Genomic DNA, 16324 nt, shown 5'->3' with positions numbered 1-16324 from the left:
TATTTTGCTATCTATAATATATGAATTAAAAGTATGAGATATAACCTTATTGCATATCCTAACTCCAAAAAGGAGGCACATTATGTTAAAAAGAAGGATCGTTATAGGTGTTTTATCATTATGCTGTGTAATTAAATGTTATGGTTCAGAGCACGATTTTCGTAAAATAGATACAGTGAGATATGGCAAAGATACGCTACATACGTATGAACATGTAAGGTCTGGGCTAGGGGTAGTATGGATTGCAAATAAAGATACTAAAAAAAGTTTTACTTTAGGGGTTAAAACACCTACGACAGACAGTACTGGTGTCAATCATATTATTGAGCATACTGTATTTACAGGATCTAAGAATTATCCGTCCTCAAGGCTTTTTTTTGATGCGAGTGCGGCATACCCGCATATTTTTATGAACGCATTAACAAGCGGAGATATGACGATTTACCCTTTTACCACCCCTTATATGTCATGTTATAACAATCTTTTAAAAGTTTATTTAGACAGTATACTAAAGCCTAGTATGCTGTATCAGTCCAATGGATTTTATGAAGAAGGATACAACTATAATCCACAGACCCAGTCTTTTGGAGGGGTAGTTTATAATGAAATGAAAGGCGCTTATAATAGCGTAGACCGTGCCATTTACAGAAGCATCAGAGAGACTGTTTATAAAGGGACACACTACGCCCATGACAGCGGGGGAGATCCTAATGAAATCCCAAAGCTTACGTATGAAGAGTTTGTAGCTGCTTATAAAAAGTACTACTATCCAGCTAATATGAAAATCATTTTATATGGCGATTTGCCTATTGATGAAATATTAGGGACTATTGCTAGTTATTTAGAGGGAGATACTCAAACAGAAAGTGCTGTGAGTCTTATGACGGCTATTACACAAAAAGAAAAGTATCAAAAATATTTTGTTATGCCGGAAGCAGAAAAACCTTGTTTAATCAAAAGTTTTGTTATCCCGCAAAAACTTACTGCGGTGCAGCTGCAACTATTAGATTTATGGATGAATGCTTATTTGTTAAATCCGCATTCAGATTTTCAGAAGCGTCTTCAAGCGGCAGGCTTTACAAATGTAAAAATATTTAAGGATGAAGATCTGCCTTATCCCATTTACTCTATTATTGTACAGGACATTCCTTATTTAAAGCTAAATGTTTATAATGATATATTAGAAAAGATGATTCAAAATCTGCAGCAAGAGACTGCAGTCAATCTAAGTGTCGAAGAAGATGCCATCAATCAAGCAAGACTTGCAGTACTGAGCGAAGATCAAAGTGCGAATAGAGGTGTAGAAATCGCACAGTCACTGCTTGATGGATGGGCTCATGAAAGAGAACTGTATCAATATTTTATTAAAAAGGAGCAGTTAAAAAAAATAAATAGCTTACCAAAAAATTACGGTAAATTGCTTTTTGAGAATGCGTACTCCTATACTATTGAACTCGTTCCGGGTAAACATAAAATTGTCAGTCCACTTACTTTATCAAAAGTTGCAGCAAAAGAATGGGAAAACATCATCGAAGAGATGGCACTATGGCAGCAAAGTCATAAGCAATCTTTACTTGAACCTGTTAGTCTAGAAGAGTTTATTATGGCGCCCTATAGAGATACAAAAGCTAAAGCAAATGGGGATAAGGTGTATCTTTCAACTAAGGTTCCTAAAGGGCTTGCGCGCTCACATCTTTATTATAATACGTCTCACATTAAGCAAGATCAGCTCCCTTATTTGTTTTTATATGCTTATTTGCTAAATGAAAGCGCAAAAGAATTGGTGCCTTTTAGAGGCGTATTAGAAGCAAAAACTGTAGCTTTTAATAATGAGGAAGGGTATTCGCCCTATTTAAGAATCATGGTATTCTCAGGAGAAGACGCATCAGATCATGGCGGCCTTTTTACTGAGGCAAGACAAAACCTATTAAATAAGGATGCAGCTTGGTATCAGCATAAACTTATTAAGTTTGCTGCAGATTTTAAAGAAGGATGGAGCGGCAATGTTTTAAGTGCCCTCTCAAGTTTGGATATGGGCTATGAAAGAGGCTCAAAAAGATATCTTTATGAACAAGGCTACCCTTTATATGACTTTTGTGATGGGCTTATTAAAAGTGGTCAAATAGATTGGACCGAGAAGATTAAAGCAATGGATGCTTCAATCTATAATCAAAGAGGGCTTATTGTTGCAACTGCATCTCCAAAAGTATTTATAAATCCGTATGAAAACAGCTGGAAAAAAGTGATTAACAGCCATTTAAGCTTAGAAATTAAAGAACCTCATTATCATTTTGAGACCTATCCTCAAAAAAGTGTTCTCGTTAATGATACGCAAGTAGACTATATCTACTTGCAATATACACAGCCAAGCGGAAAATTAGATGGCATAGATTATCTTACGGCGGTTTATCTTACAAAACATTATCTTAATCCACAAATCCGTATTAAGCTTGGGGCATATGGGGCAGGCTGCCAGCTTAGTTTTACGGATACCATTTCACTTTTTACGTATAGAGACCCGGATTATGAGGTTTCTATGCATATTTTAAAAGCAGTTCCGGATTATCTGATACAAGGCATTGAAAGTTCTTTGATAGAAACAAGTAAGATAGAGGCTCTGGCAAGAGTGCATAACCAGTTTAAGTTGCTGGGAACGCCAATCGAACAAGCAGATGCCAATGAACGCAATATTTTAATGGGAATTTCAAAAAAATATATTACCGAGCTGCAGCAGCAAATCGTGGAGGGCAATAAATACGATCTGCAGCAAAAGGCACCTTTGTTTAAAATAATTTTAGAAAAAGGTGCTTTAGGTATAGCGACTAATCGTGAAAAGAAAATCATCACTGGACACAAAATCTACCATTTTAAATAAATTTAAAAACTGATAAATATTGACAGATTCCTTAACCAACTATACAATAAGATTGTATTGTTAATTTTTTGATTTAAAGAGATATCTTTAAATATATATGAGTGGAAAGGAGTCATGACAATGATGTATTCACATGAAGTAGAATTAATGTGCCCAGTAGCAAAAGGGGTTAACCACGGCTCAGCACCAATTCCAGAAGAAGGAAGATGGGTACAAGCAAAAGAAATCAAAGATATTAGCGGCCTTACCCATGGTGTAGGCTGGTGTGCTCCACAACAAGGAACATGTAAACTTACATTAAATGTTAAAGATGGTATTATCGAAGAAGCATTAGTTGAAACAGTAGGATGTTCTGGGATGACTCACTCTGCAGCTATGGCAGCAGAGATCTTAACAGGCAAAACTATCTTAGAAGCGCTTAATACAGACCTTGTCTGTGATGCGATCAATACAGCTATGCGCGAACTTTTCTTGCAGATCGTATACGGAAGAACTCAAACAGCTTTTTCTGAGGGAGGTCTTCCTATCGGTGCAGGACTAGAAGATTTAGGAAAAGGTCTTCGCTCTCAAGTAGGTACAATGTACTCAACAAAAGCAAAAGGACCTAGATATTTAGAAATGGCGGAAGGTTATGTAACTGAAATTGCTCTTGATGACGAAGATCAAATTATAGGTTACAAATTCATTCACTTTGGAAAAATGATGGACATGATCAAAAAGGGAATGGATGCAAACGAAGCAATACAAAAAGCTACAGGTCAATACGGTAGATTCGATGAAGCTGCTCGTAAAATTGACCCAAGACATGAGTAATAGGGAGGTGCCAAAAAAATGCCATTATTTGAGTCTTATGATAGAAGAATCAACCAAATTAATGCAGCTTTAAATCAATATGGAATAAAAGATATAGAAGAAGCTAAGGCAATTTGTGACGAAAAAGGTGTAGATGCTTACAACTTAACAAAATCTATTCAACCTATTGCATTTGAAAATGCCTGTTGGGCGTATGTAGTAGGCGCAGCTATTGCTATTAAAAAAGGCTGTAAAGTAGCAGCTGAGGCAGCAGAAGCTATAGGAGAAGGTCTTCAAGCTTTCTGTATCCCAGGTTCAGTTGCTGATGATAGAAAAGTTGGTATTGGCCATGGTAATTTAGGCGCAATGCTTCTTCGCGAAGAAACAAAATGTTTTGCTTTTCTTGCAGGTCATGAAAGTTTTGCAGCAGCAGAAGGTGCAATTGGTATTGCCCGTTCCGCAAATAAAGTACGTCAAGAAGACTTAAAAGTTATTTTAAACGGTCTTGGAAAAGATGCAGCACAAGTTATTTCACGTATTAATGGATTTACATATGTTCAAACAAAGTTTGATTATGCAACAGGTAAAGTAGATGTTGTTAAAGAAATCGCTTATTCAAAAGGTGAACGTGCAAAAGTACGTTGCTACGGCGCAGACGACGTTAGAGAAGGTGTAGCAATCATGCACTTAGAAAACGTTGGGGTTTCTATAACAGGTAACTCTACAAACCCAACACGTTTCCAACATCCAGTTGCTGGAACATACAAAAAAGAATGTATCGAGCAAGGGAAGAAATTCTTCTCTGTAGCATCAGGTGGTGGTACAGGCCGTACACTTCACCCAGATAATATGGCAGCAGGCCCAGCTTCTTATGGTATGACAGATACTATGGGAAGAATGCACTCAGATGCACAGTTTGCAGGTTCATCATCAGTACCAGCCCATGTAGAAATGATGGGACTTATTGGGATGGGTAATAACCCAATGGTAGGGGCTACTGTTGCAGTGGCAGTTGCTATTGAAGAAGCAATGAGCAAATAAGCAAGATTGGAAATATAGTATTATCAATGATTTGTTATCTTATTGTATGTTACGGATTTTAGTGGTAATACACAAATAATACACAGGTAATACACACTGGTAATACGCAAAAATAAGGATATAACTACATAGGTTATATCCTTATTTTATTTATTTCGCTTCTTAATTGTTCTATAGTCCTGTGTGTGTATACTTTTTCAGTTATATCTTCTATAGCATGTCCAACCATTAATTTTAAACAGTATTCATCAACTTTAGCATCCTTAGCAAGAGTAATGAATGTGTGGCGTGTCTCGTGAGGCCTATGGTCCATATTAAGTTTTTCCATAACTTTATTAAATCTTCCTCTATACTTATCATAAGTCATTGGGTTTCCTTCATCATCCATAAACAATTGTACATTATTTAGGTTATATCTTTTTAATATCAACTCTTTTGCAGATTCATGAGTAGGGACATAACGGTTTTTTCCTGCTTCAGTTTTTAGTCCACCCAACATGATCATGTTTTCGATATCTATATCTGTAGTTTTTAAAATGGCCAGTTCTTGTGGCCTCCATCCTGAATATATCCCTATAAGTATCATATCAACGAACGGAAACCCTATATTATCCCATAACATTTTAATTTCATTAGGCGAAAAGATTACTATAGGCTTACTAGGAGTAGCCTTTTTTACACTATTACATAAAGCTGCATAATCCTTGTCTACAATTTCATGCTTCAAAGCATACTTGTAAAGAAGATTGAACATGCTTTTTATTCTTGCTTTTGTAGAATCTCCGACATCAGCTTTTTGTATTACTTGCTCAAGATGATTTACCCGGATATCTTTCATCCTAGTATTATATAAAGGCTTGCAATAATTATAGGCTGCTTTCCATGTTCGTGTAGCAGATGGCACTATTTGTTTGAAGTGTTCTTCAGACCATTTATCGTATACTTCTGAAAATGTTATACTATCAGCTTTAAGATCATAGGGATTTTCATTATAATTTGCAAGTGCCTGCAAAGCTAGTTGTCTAGTTTCATAATAACCTATAATATCATATTTTTGTTTTACATTACCATCGGCATCAGTTTCCCATCCAGCAGTTTTTCTTACTCCCCAAGGTTTACGTCTTTTGCCTGATAGCCTATAAACAGATCCATATCCATTAGGTAATTTCATATAATCACTCCTCATTTGTATTGAAATGTTGGAGCACATATTATATACTAAGTATGTGTAGAGCGTATATTATATGCGCTTATAAGGACTAGGTGTTGGTAGCGCCTAGTCTTTATTTTATGCTAGAATTTTTTAAATCAATAAGAGTATTAATAATTTGCTTTCCTAGTACTTTATTATCATGCATTAGATGTTCATAAGTAACCCCTTCATATAATAACAATTCAGCAGCAAATTTGTTGGCTTGAATTTCTATTATTCCATTCTTTGGCAGTATAAAGCAATCTTTCATAAGCTGTATTTGTTTAGTACTATGTAGCACATCATGCCCCAATTCATGAGCTGATGCGATAAGAAGACAAAATTCATTTAGGTTCTCGTTTAATGCTATATATCTATTACCTAGAATCTTTTTGTATATCCCCTTTATATTCCCTAAATCGTAGTAATTAACATCAATTCCCCTTAATTTAGCTATTCGTATTGGGTCATGGGTATTGTATGTGGATACCAGATTTTTAACTCTAAGTGCTATATCCACTAGCATACCTCCTACTTTTTGCGAGACTTTGCGTATTTTTCTTTGTTCCTCTGTTTAGATTTCCAAAATATATCATTTAAAGCTAACATGAGCTTTTCTTTATCCTCTTCTGATACATCTTCATTATCAAATAACAATGCAGCCTCGCCCATCACTTTTTCGTATTGAGAACTTTCCTTTTTAGTCATTTTCTTTCCGGTAAGAGGATTATTATTATTATTATTTTCGGAAGAAGATGTTTCTTCATTGCTAGTAATATAGTTTAGAGACACTCCGAAATAGTCAGCTATCTTTTGGAGCTTATCTATTTTAGGAACGCTTCTACCCATTTTCCAGTCGCTTAGTGTTGCTGTTGCAATTCCTGTTTCTTTCGCGACTTTATAAGCGGTGATTCTTCTTTCCTCAAGTAACTTTGCAAATCTTTCATACATGTGTAATTCCTCCTTCTCAAAGTGGTTAAGAAAACTTAGATGAAAACACTTGACTAAGAAAGAAATACGTGATAGTATAACCACATAACTAAGAAAACTTAGCTATATAGATAAGAAAGTCAAGTGTTATGGAAATGTTTGATATAATGTTTCTGCGGTGGTTACAATATATCACATTTCCGTAATACTTGCAATATGTTTTTTTGTAATTTTCTTAAATTATTAATAAGGAGGTGCCAATTTGTATCAGAATTTTAAAAGATTGCTTGAAAAGCAGGGAATTACTCCATATAAAGTTTCTAAAGAAACAGGGGTTTCGACATCAACACTTAGTGATTGGAAAACTGGAAGAAGTACTCCTAAATTAGATAAGCTACAGAAAATAGCTGATTATTTTGGAGTTGGATTAGAAGAGTTGATATCTGAAAAGGGAGGAGCATAAATGCAAGATACATTAGACTATTTTATACAGCTGTTGGATGGAATCACTACCTCGGAATGGGAAGGCTTGAAAGATAATATGGATAAGAAAATGAAAACTATGCCAGTTGGAGAAGGAATAAAAGTTGCAGAAGCTGCTGAAATAATGGGGAAATCTGCTCAATTTATTAGAGTAGGCCTTCAAAAAGGTATCTTGCCTTTTGGTCATGCAGTTCAAATTGGTAACGGAAAATATACTTATTATATATCTCCTAAGTTATTTAAAGAATATGTAGGCAACAATTAAGACAAAGCTAAACAAAGGAACGCAAGCTTATGAATGAAGAAATGCAAAAAGACCTGCAACAGATAGAAGAATTACTGGGATCATTTAATGGTAAATATGGTATAACACATACTTCTATGTGAGTTGTTGATGTAGACTATTGTGCTCAATGCGTAGAAGCGAATGGATTCAATCATTACAATGAAAAATCAATCTTAATAGTTAATTTTTTTACGTACAAAAGATAGATCTTATTTATTTTTTTTTGTACTACATAGAAAAAATGAGAAGAAGAAAATAGAACCTAACAAGGAGAGAATGCAAATGAAATTAAGACAGAATAAGAAAATGAGTATAAAATTTTTAACTCGTAAAATGCTTAAGAAAAGACTCAAAGAAAGTAGTGCGGAGCTTGAAGCAGCTTATCAAAAAATAGAATTTTTAGAGTTTAATCTAGCAGCAAAAGACTTAAGAGTAGAAGTGCTTTCAGGAACTAATAGCAATTTAATAAAAGAAAACTTATCATTGAAGAAAGCGCCTAAAATATTAAACTTATTCAAAAGAAAAGGCCATGCTAGCTACAACTAGATCATGGCATCAGTAAAACTAATATGACATAAGTATAAGGCATTATTTGTATTTATGCAAGAAGGAGGCAAAATATTTTAGGTGCCTGTAAGCAGCCGGACAGTAGGTGAACAGAATGTTTTTTAACGGGTTTAGTGATTATACAAGAAAAACCTTTAATGAGGATAAAGACAAGCATAATGTGATAAGTTGGCTCATATACAATGCCAATTATCAGGAGGAATACAACGGACTTAAAAAGCGTGAATGTTATTTCAGCTATTCCGTTCTAGAAGATGATTGTGAAATAAGTAGAGGCAGACTTCAAATTATTATGAAGGAGCTTGAAGAAGAAGGGTTTATTGAGTGGATAAATAAGTCTAAAGTAAAGCATCAGAGGAGCATTTTAAGGCTGATTTTTCAATACGGTAAAACGTACAGTAACGAATATGGTAAACAATACGGTAGTGAATACGGTAAACAATACGGTGGAATTATTGATAGTCAAGGTTTAGAGGGTAGTAGTGGTATGGTAAATAATACGGTAAATAATACGGTAGATAGTACGGTAAACAATACGGTAAATAATACATCTTCTATAAATATATCTAATAATAAATATATAGTCGAGATAGTAACCTATCTCAACCATGTATGTGAGACTTCTTATAAGCCTACAACAAAGAAAACAATAACACTTATAAATGCAAGATTTAAAGAACAATTTACAGTAGAAGACTTCAAAGAGGTTATAGATAAAAAGGCTGCTTCATGGAAAGGTACAGATATGCAGAAGTATTTAAGGCCTGAGACATTATTTGGTACCAAGTTTGAAGGTTACTTAAATGAGCAGGGACAGTGTCGAAGCAAAGGTATGAATGCAGAGGTGCAGTTCATAAAAGTTTTTAATGAAGAAGAAGGGATATACGAGAGACGAAGGGTTGTGAAATAATTGGAGATTAAACTAGCGGCAGAAGCTATTAAAGTACAAGTATCAGCCGAAGCTGTTAAAAGCAAGATAGAAGCTGATAAAGGACTTCAAGTAAAAAATAAAAAGTATTTGTGTTTTCTTCATAACGATAGCAACCCAAGCATGAGTTATGATGAAAATTTGAAAAGATTTCATTGCTTTAGTTGCCAAGGGAACTATGATATATTTGATCATTATATAGACTATTACAGCATGGGTTTTATAGAAGCTACAAAAGCTATCATAAAAGACTTTGGCCTTAATATTATGCTAGATGAGGAAAAAGTTAAATTTAAACCAAAAAGTAAACCAATAAAGCATAAAGCTATACAGGATGAAGTGGTTAATAAATATATTGAATCCCGTAAAATAAGCCTTAAAACTGCTGCATATGTTGGCCTTAAGGAAGAGAAGGGAAACGTTGTATTTGAGTATAGAAATGCTGCAGGGGATCATATATCAAATAAATATAGAGTAGCCAAGAAAGTCTCGAAAGATGATTTGAAAACATGGTTTCAATCAGGAACTAACTGTAATACCCTTTATAACATGGATAAAGTGGATATTACTAAACCTTTAGTTATATGTGAGGGAGAGTTTGATTGTTTAAGTCTTATTGAGGCAGGCTATAAAAATGCAGTATCTATTCCAACAGGAGCAACAAGTGAGGAATGGATCAGCGTTAATTATGAATGGCTGGAACAGTTTAAAGAGATTATATTATTTTTTGATAATGATACTGCTGGGAAAGATGGAGCAAGAAAAGCAGCTAATAGGCTTTCGAACGATATTGTAAAAATAGTCTATACCAAGAAAGCAAAAGACATAAATGAAATACTTTACAAGTTTGGTAAAAACGCAGTTATAAATGAGATCTATAAAGCAAGTGAAATAGAGATTGATGGCGTAATCACAATGGACAAGATTGAAGATTTCAATGTATATGAAGCTGAGAAGATCCAAAGCGGAATTAAAGGTATTGATAGTGGAATTTTAGGTTTCATTATGGGTAGTCTTAATATTATTACAGGTTATAACGGAAATGGAAAAAGTACTGCGATCAATCAAATGTGTATTGCTGAAAGCATCAGTCAAGGATATAGAACGTTCGTTTTTAGTCCAGAGCTTACTACAAGCAATTTTAGATATTGGCTATACACAACTATAGCAGACAAAGAGGACTTTGAAGAGCATACAACCAAGGTGAGTAATAAAAAATACTATAAAGTGAAAAAGTATGCAGCTGAAAAGATTACCTTATGGCTAAAGGATAAGCTATATCTTTATGATAAAAATGATTGTTCATCAAAATCACTGCTTAAGACAATGGATATTTTGGCAAAGAGAAAAGGTGTTAAGGTTTTTGTTATAGATGGTCTTATGAAGGTGGAACTTGAAGAGAGTTATAAAAATGAATTTTCAGCCCAGAAGCGATTCGTTAATGATCTTAAAAACTTTGCTAATAAATATCAAGCTATTGTTCACCTAGTGGCTCATCCAAGAAAGCCGAACGATAGACAAAAGCTTACTAAGTTTGATGTAAGTGGTTCCGGAGATATAACAAACCTATGTGATTATTGCATTGGCGTACATAGAACAACTAAAAGTGAAAAAGAAGAATATGAGATAGCCTTATCAAAGAATAAGACAGCTATTGATCCTAAAGATGCATGTATCACACTATTTAAAGACAGATATACAGGGGCAAGTGAAAGAGAAGCACCATTGTATTTTGATAATGGTCGTAAAAGATTCTATTCCTTTGAAAGAGACTTGAATCGTAGATATGGGTACACAAGTGAGGGTTTTCAAGAAGTATTAGACGATATGCCATTTTAGGGAGGAAATCATATGATAGAAAGTAAAAAACCTCTCACTCATTTGCCACTATTCTTAGTAGTAAACCATAAAGAGCAGCTTACAAATCTATATGAGGAAAAAATGAATACTATAGTCCTTAATAGTATTGAGGTAGAGGAATTTAAAGATAAGCTATTAAAACACAAGAAGAGCAACCAAAAATATTGGTATTGGATATGTTTTATAAATGATAAAGAAGCTTACATAAACCTTAAAGATCTCATCTTATTTATGAAGCGTGAAGGATTCAAGCATATTGTGACTAATGAGCAAATGAAAATGTACTTAAAGATAGAGCTGGGAGATTTATATAATCAGAGATAGTAGATTAGTTTGTGAAAAGGAGCTGCCAGTATGAAAACAGAAACACTAAAGCCAAATAAAGAGGATGAGAAGTTAATCAACTATACATATAAACATTTTAAGAATTATGTTTTTAACCATATGAGTAACGGAGATCTAATGGCACTTAAACAAAGAGTAATAGGAGATGCAGTTATTAATCTAGAAGTGAAAAGATTACTCTTTGCAGCAATTAACCTGGAAGAAAAGGAAAGAGGTATTAGAGAAAGTAGAATAGGAGCATAGCATATGATAAAAATAAAGATTTCTTATGTTGAACAATCAGAAAAGGAAGCAGCATTAAAGGCATTAAGCCAAACTTTAAACGTAAAGAAGATGTCTAAAGAGCAAAAGAAAGGTGAGTACTCAAATATCTATATCAATGCTGAAATAGCAGTATAAGGTTACTTTCAATGATAAGAAGGTGAAACGAATGGGGAAAATGAAATGTATATTAACTTGCACCATAAATACAGATAAATACTGCTGTATGGATTGTTTAGAAAAAGATACTTGTCTAGACGAATATAAGTGTGATTTTTATCTAAATGAAGATCCGAGTAGGTGTGAATATATTTATTCAGAATAAATATATTCATATTTATAAATTGAATATTATAAGAGTACCCTACTTATTAACTAAGTGGAAGCTGTATAAAGGCATGGGAAAGCACTTGATATCATGAGATATTGAACGCCTTCCCATGCCTTTTATATTGGCATGAATAGATATGAGAGGGGGTGAAGGGATGAGAAGAGAAGAGATGACAGAACGATTTGCTGGAGAATTAAGAGCTAACTATTTCGGGAGAAAGGCATCCAATGAGAGAGTTAATAATCTGGCATTAGCTCTTAATGGAGCTAGGAGAGATGACTCAAAGAGATTTGCACGCACCTGTGATAGAAAGAGCAATTAAGTAAGTAGAATCGGAAATGGATTTTGTCTTAAAACTAAATGCGTGATTACAAACTATCTCACGCATTTAGTAAAAGAATAATCGTAATGAGCCTATCTCTACCAAGGCAATAAGGCATTTAAAAAGAATGCGAGAGAAGGAAAGCAAATGACGCATATTTTCTTAGAGTTTAAAAGAACTTTTAGAGGGGTTCAAAGCCTTGATAACACTAAGGTACTTCCGATAGGAAAAAGTGAGCTGCGGTTCTAGCGAGCCCGAGATTCCTCTAGTTTTAAACTTTTAAAACTTCAAACTACCATTTCCGAATACTGAAAATGATGTTAAAAAAGTAACAACCAAGACAAATGCCAAAATACCAACTATTAAAGGAGAATGAAAGCAATGAAATTTCTAGACGAGTTGAAAGAAAAGATGAATAGTAGAAAGTCAAAGATTAATGCTCAAATGCAGCAAGTTAATGAGCTGAATGAAGAGATTGAAACCCTTAGAGCAGAGATAGCAGCTAGAGAAGCAGAATATATGGACACCTTAGATATTAACCTTCTGAAAGTCATTGATGAGCTAAAACAAAAGATATCTTTCATCGAGAAAAATAAAGACGATAGGCTACGTTTGTTGGAAGGGGCAAAACAAAAGACATATGATATCGACTGGAGCACAATAGAAAATGATATTGATAAGGCTGTAAAGGCAAGCAAAGCTCAAGATATTATGAGTAGAATTAAGAAGACTCAGGAAGATTACTTGAACCTTTTAGAAGAGTATGGGTATGCAGTAGAGGCTATTTATGATGGATACACAGATTTAGTTCGTAATCAACAGTATATGGACATTAATCTGCAACGTAAAATTGCTCGTAAATACAGAAACATAGCAGCTGATAATCATCATTTTACTATTAAAGAAATTAATGCAGTTAAAGAAAAGCATTTAATTGATCACATTAAATATAAGGTTAGGAACAGTAGAACAGATTTCAAAGAGCTTAATAAAGCAGAGCAAGAGTACAGTGAAATAACAGGTATAAGCGGTTCAGACTTTCTAGATGGAATAAAGCCTGAGCACAGAGAATTTTGCGAACAAAGATTAAATACATTTATCAAGTTGCTTAGATCCTATAGTCCAAATGATCCAGAAAGAATTAAGCTCCAGGAGAAGATTGGGAAGTTGCAAATGCTGCTAGGCGAAGAATAATCCACCATGAAGTATTAATTAGAAAAGTAGGTGTAAAAAATGACCTTAGATGATGTTGAAAAGAGTATAGCTGAACTTGAACGAATTAAAGCCATTTTATCAAGACCTATAGAGAACAGCATTCACCTAATATTTAGAGCCTACATAGAAACAGAAGCATTATCTAAGACAAAAAAGATAATTGATACATATGACATTAGGCAAGAAGATGGCAATAAGTATCAGGTAAATGATATAAGTGAGTTACTTGCAAGTGATACGGAGCAAGTAGACCATGAAACTAAGGTTCTGGCGCAAGTAATTCTCAAGAAAAATAAGACTAGGAGGTAGAGTGTGGCAACTGTCTCCATAAAGAATAAGGATCTAGTAAGGAAAATTTTACAGTTCGAGAAAGAACAGAATCAAAGAGACTATATGCTTTTATATACTGGCTTCTTTACAGCTTTAAGAGTATCGGATCTCATTGAGATGAAAGTTAAGGATGTTAAAGGAAAACAAAGTCTACGCATTAAAGAAAAAAAGACTGGCAAGTATAGAGACTTTGATATGCCTATTAAGCTTAGAAAAGAGCTGCAAGCATACTGTAAAGACAGAGCCGATGATGAATATTTATTTAAGTCAAGGCAGTATGCGCCAAAAAGAAAGTCAAAAGATAACAAGCTCTTTGAAGAAGATAATACCCCAATATCAAGGCAGAGGGTATGGCAGATCATGAAGGAGATTGAAGTTAAGTTTAATCTTGAGAATATAGGCTGCCATACCATGAGAAAGACGTTTGGATATCATCACTATAGAGTATTTAAGAACTTAGCAACTCTTCAAAGGATTCTTAATCACAGATCAATAGAGGAGACAAAGATATATATAGGTGTAGAGCAGGAAGATGTGAATAGTGAGCTAAGAGCATTTGATTATGATTAGTTTAACGAAATTGTAATAGGTTAAACTCATTTGTATGTTTTTGAAGAAAGCTAGTGTTTTCAGTAGTTTCAAGGTTTAAATGAGTTTAACAATCCGACTATAATGTAAAACTAATAAGATGTATTCTAAAGCATTGATTTATAAGGAATAGAAGCAGTACAAGCCTATGAAGTACATAGAAAGTATTCAAAAAGTATTGTGCAAAATAGCAAATATTTATGTCACTTCCGGATTTTTAAATTAGGGGGCGAAGAACACCTTATAGGGAGCATGTATTGTTAATTAATATACAATCTATAGCAGTATGATAGAGCAATATATGCATATCATGAAACCATTGATGGTCAATAGGTTCTTCTGAGAAATTAAAATCTCATGCGGGTCTGGCGAGGCCCGGGATTCATCTAGACTAGGAATTTTTTTGAACTCTATTTCCTTCCCTAAAAATCGGAAATTGGTCATAAAGAAGCAATTAAGCAAAGCAGCAATAAAAAGTGGAGTGAGGTGAGCGTTAATGAAAAATTGGCAAGATGTGCAAGCAATGATTAATTCGATGAGTAAAGCAGAAATGACTCAGGCTGCAATAAAATTTATAGAGGGATCAAGAGGGACACTTACACCTATGGAACGTCAGCAAATAGAAAGCTTTATATATAATGAAAAAATGGCTATGTCAAGTGAAATGGTGCAATGCAGCAATCCATCAGTAAGTAGAGATGCTTTGCAGTTAGCAAAAGCAATAAATACAGTAAATATGAGGAGGTAACAAGTAGAAAAGAGAGAATTTAGCTTCAGTTAATGAGTAGTAGCAGCCAAATTAAGTCAATATAGACTTAATTTAGTGATTTATTATGAATTAGTATAGGGATTCAGCTTTGGTATTTAAGCTAGAGCTGAATATTTTTCAATAGTATATTATGGTATATAAAGTAATATGCTCCACACTAACTAAAAGGGGTGTATCCAGTGGATAATGAGGAGTTAGTTAAAATATATCAGCAAGGAGATGCAAAAGCATTAGACACGCTTTTAGAACGAAATAAACGTATGGTCTATATGATGGCTAATAAGTTTTATGTAGTGAAAAGTAATTCTATTGATGAAGAAGATTTAATCCAAGAGGGATATATAGGACTTATGATTGCAGCACGTAAATATAGATTTGATAATGATAGAAGGGCAAAGTTTATGACTTACGCCATTCACTGGATCTATTCTAAAATGAATCGCTTTATCAAGCAAAAAAACACTAATGAGGAAACGAGCCTGAATAGACCTACTAATGATGATGATATAGAGCTAATAGATATCATGGAAGATAAATCATTTAACTATGACCAGGTAGAAGAAAGTCTTTATTATCAAGAAATTAGAGAAGAATTAGATCAGGTGATGAATGAAGAACTGACATTGGGAGAGAGGATGGCAATTAAACTTAATTTTGGCTGGGATGGTGAATGCATGTCATTAGACCAAATTGCAAGTATGTATGAAGGTGAGGATAAGCAAAGAACTATAATTACTAAAACTAGAGCATTGGCCAAACTAAGAAGAAGTTCTTGGGCAAGAAAAGAGTGGGAAATTAGAAGAAGAGAAAGAGAGTATATATACTAAGGACATACTACGAAGAGGTAAGCAATGAAGGAATTAAAAAGATATAAGTCGTTGAAGGATAAGGAAAGAGAACTTAGAATTAAATTACAGTTACCGGGAGAAGCACTAGAAGAGAATATTGAAGAGCAATTTAAAGAGATTACTGAAGAAATAAATAAATATGAAGTAGCATTTCAGCTTCTTACGGAAAGGGAGAAGCAAATAGTTAAATTCAGATATGATCAATGTTTAAGTGTTATTTCTGTTTACAGTATCCTCTATATCACAAAAAGTACATATTATGAGGATATACGCAGTATAGAAACGAAAATATATAGCTTTTTTGAAGGTGTAAGAATGAATACAAACTTAGTAAAGCTCTAGCGTGGAAGACATGCACTAG

At 34.0% G+C, this 16324-nt stretch carries 22 protein-coding genes; 19 read left to right on the top strand and 3 right to left on the bottom strand.

From position 1 onward, the window contains the following. Positions 1-82 precede the first annotated feature (82 nt). The 3 genes from BN3326_RS06330 (at position 83) to BN3326_RS06320 (ending at position 4708) form a co-directional block, all read left to right on the top strand. Positions 83-2875, top strand: a complete 2793-nt coding sequence (locus tag BN3326_RS06330) for an insulinase family protein (protein ID WP_069998251.1) — start codon at positions 83-85, stop codon at positions 2873-2875. Between the two features lie 120 nt (positions 2876-2995). Further along, positions 2996-3688, top strand: coding sequence for an iron-sulfur cluster assembly scaffold protein (locus tag BN3326_RS06325; protein ID WP_069998250.1), 693 nt, complete (start codon positions 2996-2998; stop codon positions 3686-3688). Positions 3689-3706: 18 nt separating this feature from the next. Beyond that, a complete protein-coding gene (locus BN3326_RS06320) occupies positions 3707-4708 on the top strand; it encodes a GGGtGRT protein (protein WP_069998249.1) in 1002 nt (333 codons plus the stop codon). Between the two features lie 133 nt (positions 4709-4841). Here the strand turns inward: BN3326_RS06320 and BN3326_RS06315 are convergent, their stop codons facing one another. The 3 genes from BN3326_RS06315 to BN3326_RS06305 all read right to left on the bottom strand — a co-directional run bounded on the left by BN3326_RS06315 (position 4842) and on the right by BN3326_RS06305 (position 6851). Beyond that, entirely contained in the window at positions 4842-5879 is a 1038-nt protein-coding gene (locus BN3326_RS06315; RefSeq protein ID WP_069998248.1) for a tyrosine-type recombinase/integrase, read from the bottom strand. A 112-nt stretch (positions 5880-5991) separates the two neighbouring features. Continuing rightward, positions 5992-6420 carry an ImmA/IrrE family metallo-endopeptidase gene (locus tag BN3326_RS06310; protein WP_171903777.1) on the bottom strand — a complete coding sequence of 143 codons (429 nt, stop codon included), beginning with the start codon at positions 6418-6420 and terminating at the stop codon, positions 5992-5994. 11 nt (positions 6421-6431) lie between these two features. Then, positions 6432-6851 (bottom strand): helix-turn-helix domain-containing protein, encoded by a 420-nt coding sequence (locus BN3326_RS06305; RefSeq protein ID WP_069998246.1) that lies wholly within the window; start codon positions 6849-6851, stop codon positions 6432-6434. A 241-nt stretch (positions 6852-7092) separates the two neighbouring features. Here BN3326_RS06305 and BN3326_RS06300 point away from each other — a divergent pair, with 241 nt between their 5' ends. The 16 genes from BN3326_RS06300 to BN3326_RS06240 all read left to right on the top strand — a co-directional run bounded on the left by BN3326_RS06300 (position 7093) and on the right by BN3326_RS06240 (position 16305). Then, positions 7093-7293 carry a helix-turn-helix domain-containing protein gene (locus BN3326_RS06300; protein ID WP_069998245.1) on the top strand — a complete coding sequence of 67 codons (201 nt, stop codon included), beginning with the start codon at positions 7093-7095 and terminating at the stop codon, positions 7291-7293. After that, the gene (locus BN3326_RS06295) at positions 7294-7578 is read left to right on the top strand and encodes a hypothetical protein (RefSeq protein WP_242875946.1); all 285 of its coding nucleotides are present in this window, start codon (positions 7294-7296) and stop codon (positions 7576-7578) included. It abuts the gene before it with no gap. 303 nt (positions 7579-7881) lie between these two features. Next, positions 7882-8145 (top strand): hypothetical protein, encoded by a 264-nt coding sequence (locus BN3326_RS06290; protein WP_069998244.1) that lies wholly within the window; start codon positions 7882-7884, stop codon positions 8143-8145. A gap of 115 nt (positions 8146-8260) precedes the next feature. Further along, the gene (locus BN3326_RS06285; protein WP_069998243.1) at positions 8261-9076 is read left to right on the top strand and encodes a conserved phage C-terminal domain-containing protein; all 816 of its coding nucleotides are present in this window, start codon (positions 8261-8263) and stop codon (positions 9074-9076) included. Further along, positions 9077-10933 (top strand): toprim domain-containing protein, encoded by a 1857-nt coding sequence (locus tag BN3326_RS06280; RefSeq protein WP_069998242.1) that lies wholly within the window; start codon positions 9077-9079, stop codon positions 10931-10933. Between the two features lie 12 nt (positions 10934-10945). Next, complete coding sequence (locus tag BN3326_RS06275; RefSeq protein WP_069998241.1) at positions 10946-11278, top strand: hypothetical protein; 333 nt, start codon at positions 10946-10948, stop codon at positions 11276-11278. A 30-nt stretch (positions 11279-11308) separates the two neighbouring features. Beyond that, positions 11309-11542, top strand: a complete 234-nt coding sequence (locus BN3326_RS06270; protein WP_069998240.1) for a hypothetical protein — start codon at positions 11309-11311, stop codon at positions 11540-11542. Positions 11543-11545: 3 nt separating this feature from the next. Continuing rightward, complete coding sequence (locus BN3326_RS21950; protein ID WP_171903776.1) at positions 11546-11698, top strand: hypothetical protein; 153 nt, start codon at positions 11546-11548, stop codon at positions 11696-11698. Positions 11699-11729: 31 nt separating this feature from the next. Next, entirely contained in the window at positions 11730-11885 is a 156-nt protein-coding gene (locus tag BN3326_RS21945) for a hypothetical protein (protein WP_171903775.1), read from the top strand. Between the two features lie 160 nt (positions 11886-12045). Beyond that, the gene (locus BN3326_RS21940; protein ID WP_171903774.1) at positions 12046-12213 is read left to right on the top strand and encodes a hypothetical protein; all 168 of its coding nucleotides are present in this window, start codon (positions 12046-12048) and stop codon (positions 12211-12213) included. A 381-nt stretch (positions 12214-12594) separates the two neighbouring features. Further along, positions 12595-13407, top strand: a complete 813-nt coding sequence (locus BN3326_RS06265; RefSeq protein ID WP_069998239.1) for a hypothetical protein — start codon at positions 12595-12597, stop codon at positions 13405-13407. Positions 13408-13446: 39 nt separating this feature from the next. Then, the gene (locus tag BN3326_RS06260) at positions 13447-13737 is read left to right on the top strand and encodes a hypothetical protein (protein WP_069998238.1); all 291 of its coding nucleotides are present in this window, start codon (positions 13447-13449) and stop codon (positions 13735-13737) included. Between the two features lie 3 nt (positions 13738-13740). Then, positions 13741-14328 (top strand): tyrosine-type recombinase/integrase, encoded by a 588-nt coding sequence (locus BN3326_RS06255; RefSeq protein ID WP_069998237.1) that lies wholly within the window; start codon positions 13741-13743, stop codon positions 14326-14328. Positions 14329-14842: 514 nt separating this feature from the next. Next, positions 14843-15094, top strand: a complete 252-nt coding sequence (locus BN3326_RS06250) for a hypothetical protein (protein ID WP_069998236.1) — start codon at positions 14843-14845, stop codon at positions 15092-15094. Between the two features lie 200 nt (positions 15095-15294). Next, positions 15295-15942 (top strand): sigma-70 family RNA polymerase sigma factor, encoded by a 648-nt coding sequence (locus BN3326_RS06245; RefSeq protein ID WP_069998235.1) that lies wholly within the window; start codon positions 15295-15297, stop codon positions 15940-15942. A gap of 24 nt (positions 15943-15966) precedes the next feature. After that, complete coding sequence (locus BN3326_RS06240) at positions 15967-16305, top strand: hypothetical protein (protein WP_069998234.1); 339 nt, start codon at positions 15967-15969, stop codon at positions 16303-16305. Positions 16306-16324 lie beyond the last annotated feature (19 nt).

Origin of the sequence: Cellulosilyticum sp. I15G10I2, assembly GCF_900095725.1 — a bacterium.
Lineage (GTDB): Bacteria > Bacillota > Clostridia > Lachnospirales > Cellulosilyticaceae > FMMP01.
The sequence above is the reverse complement of the archived record's forward strand: the minus strand, read 5'-3'. Positions and strand labels throughout refer to the sequence as shown.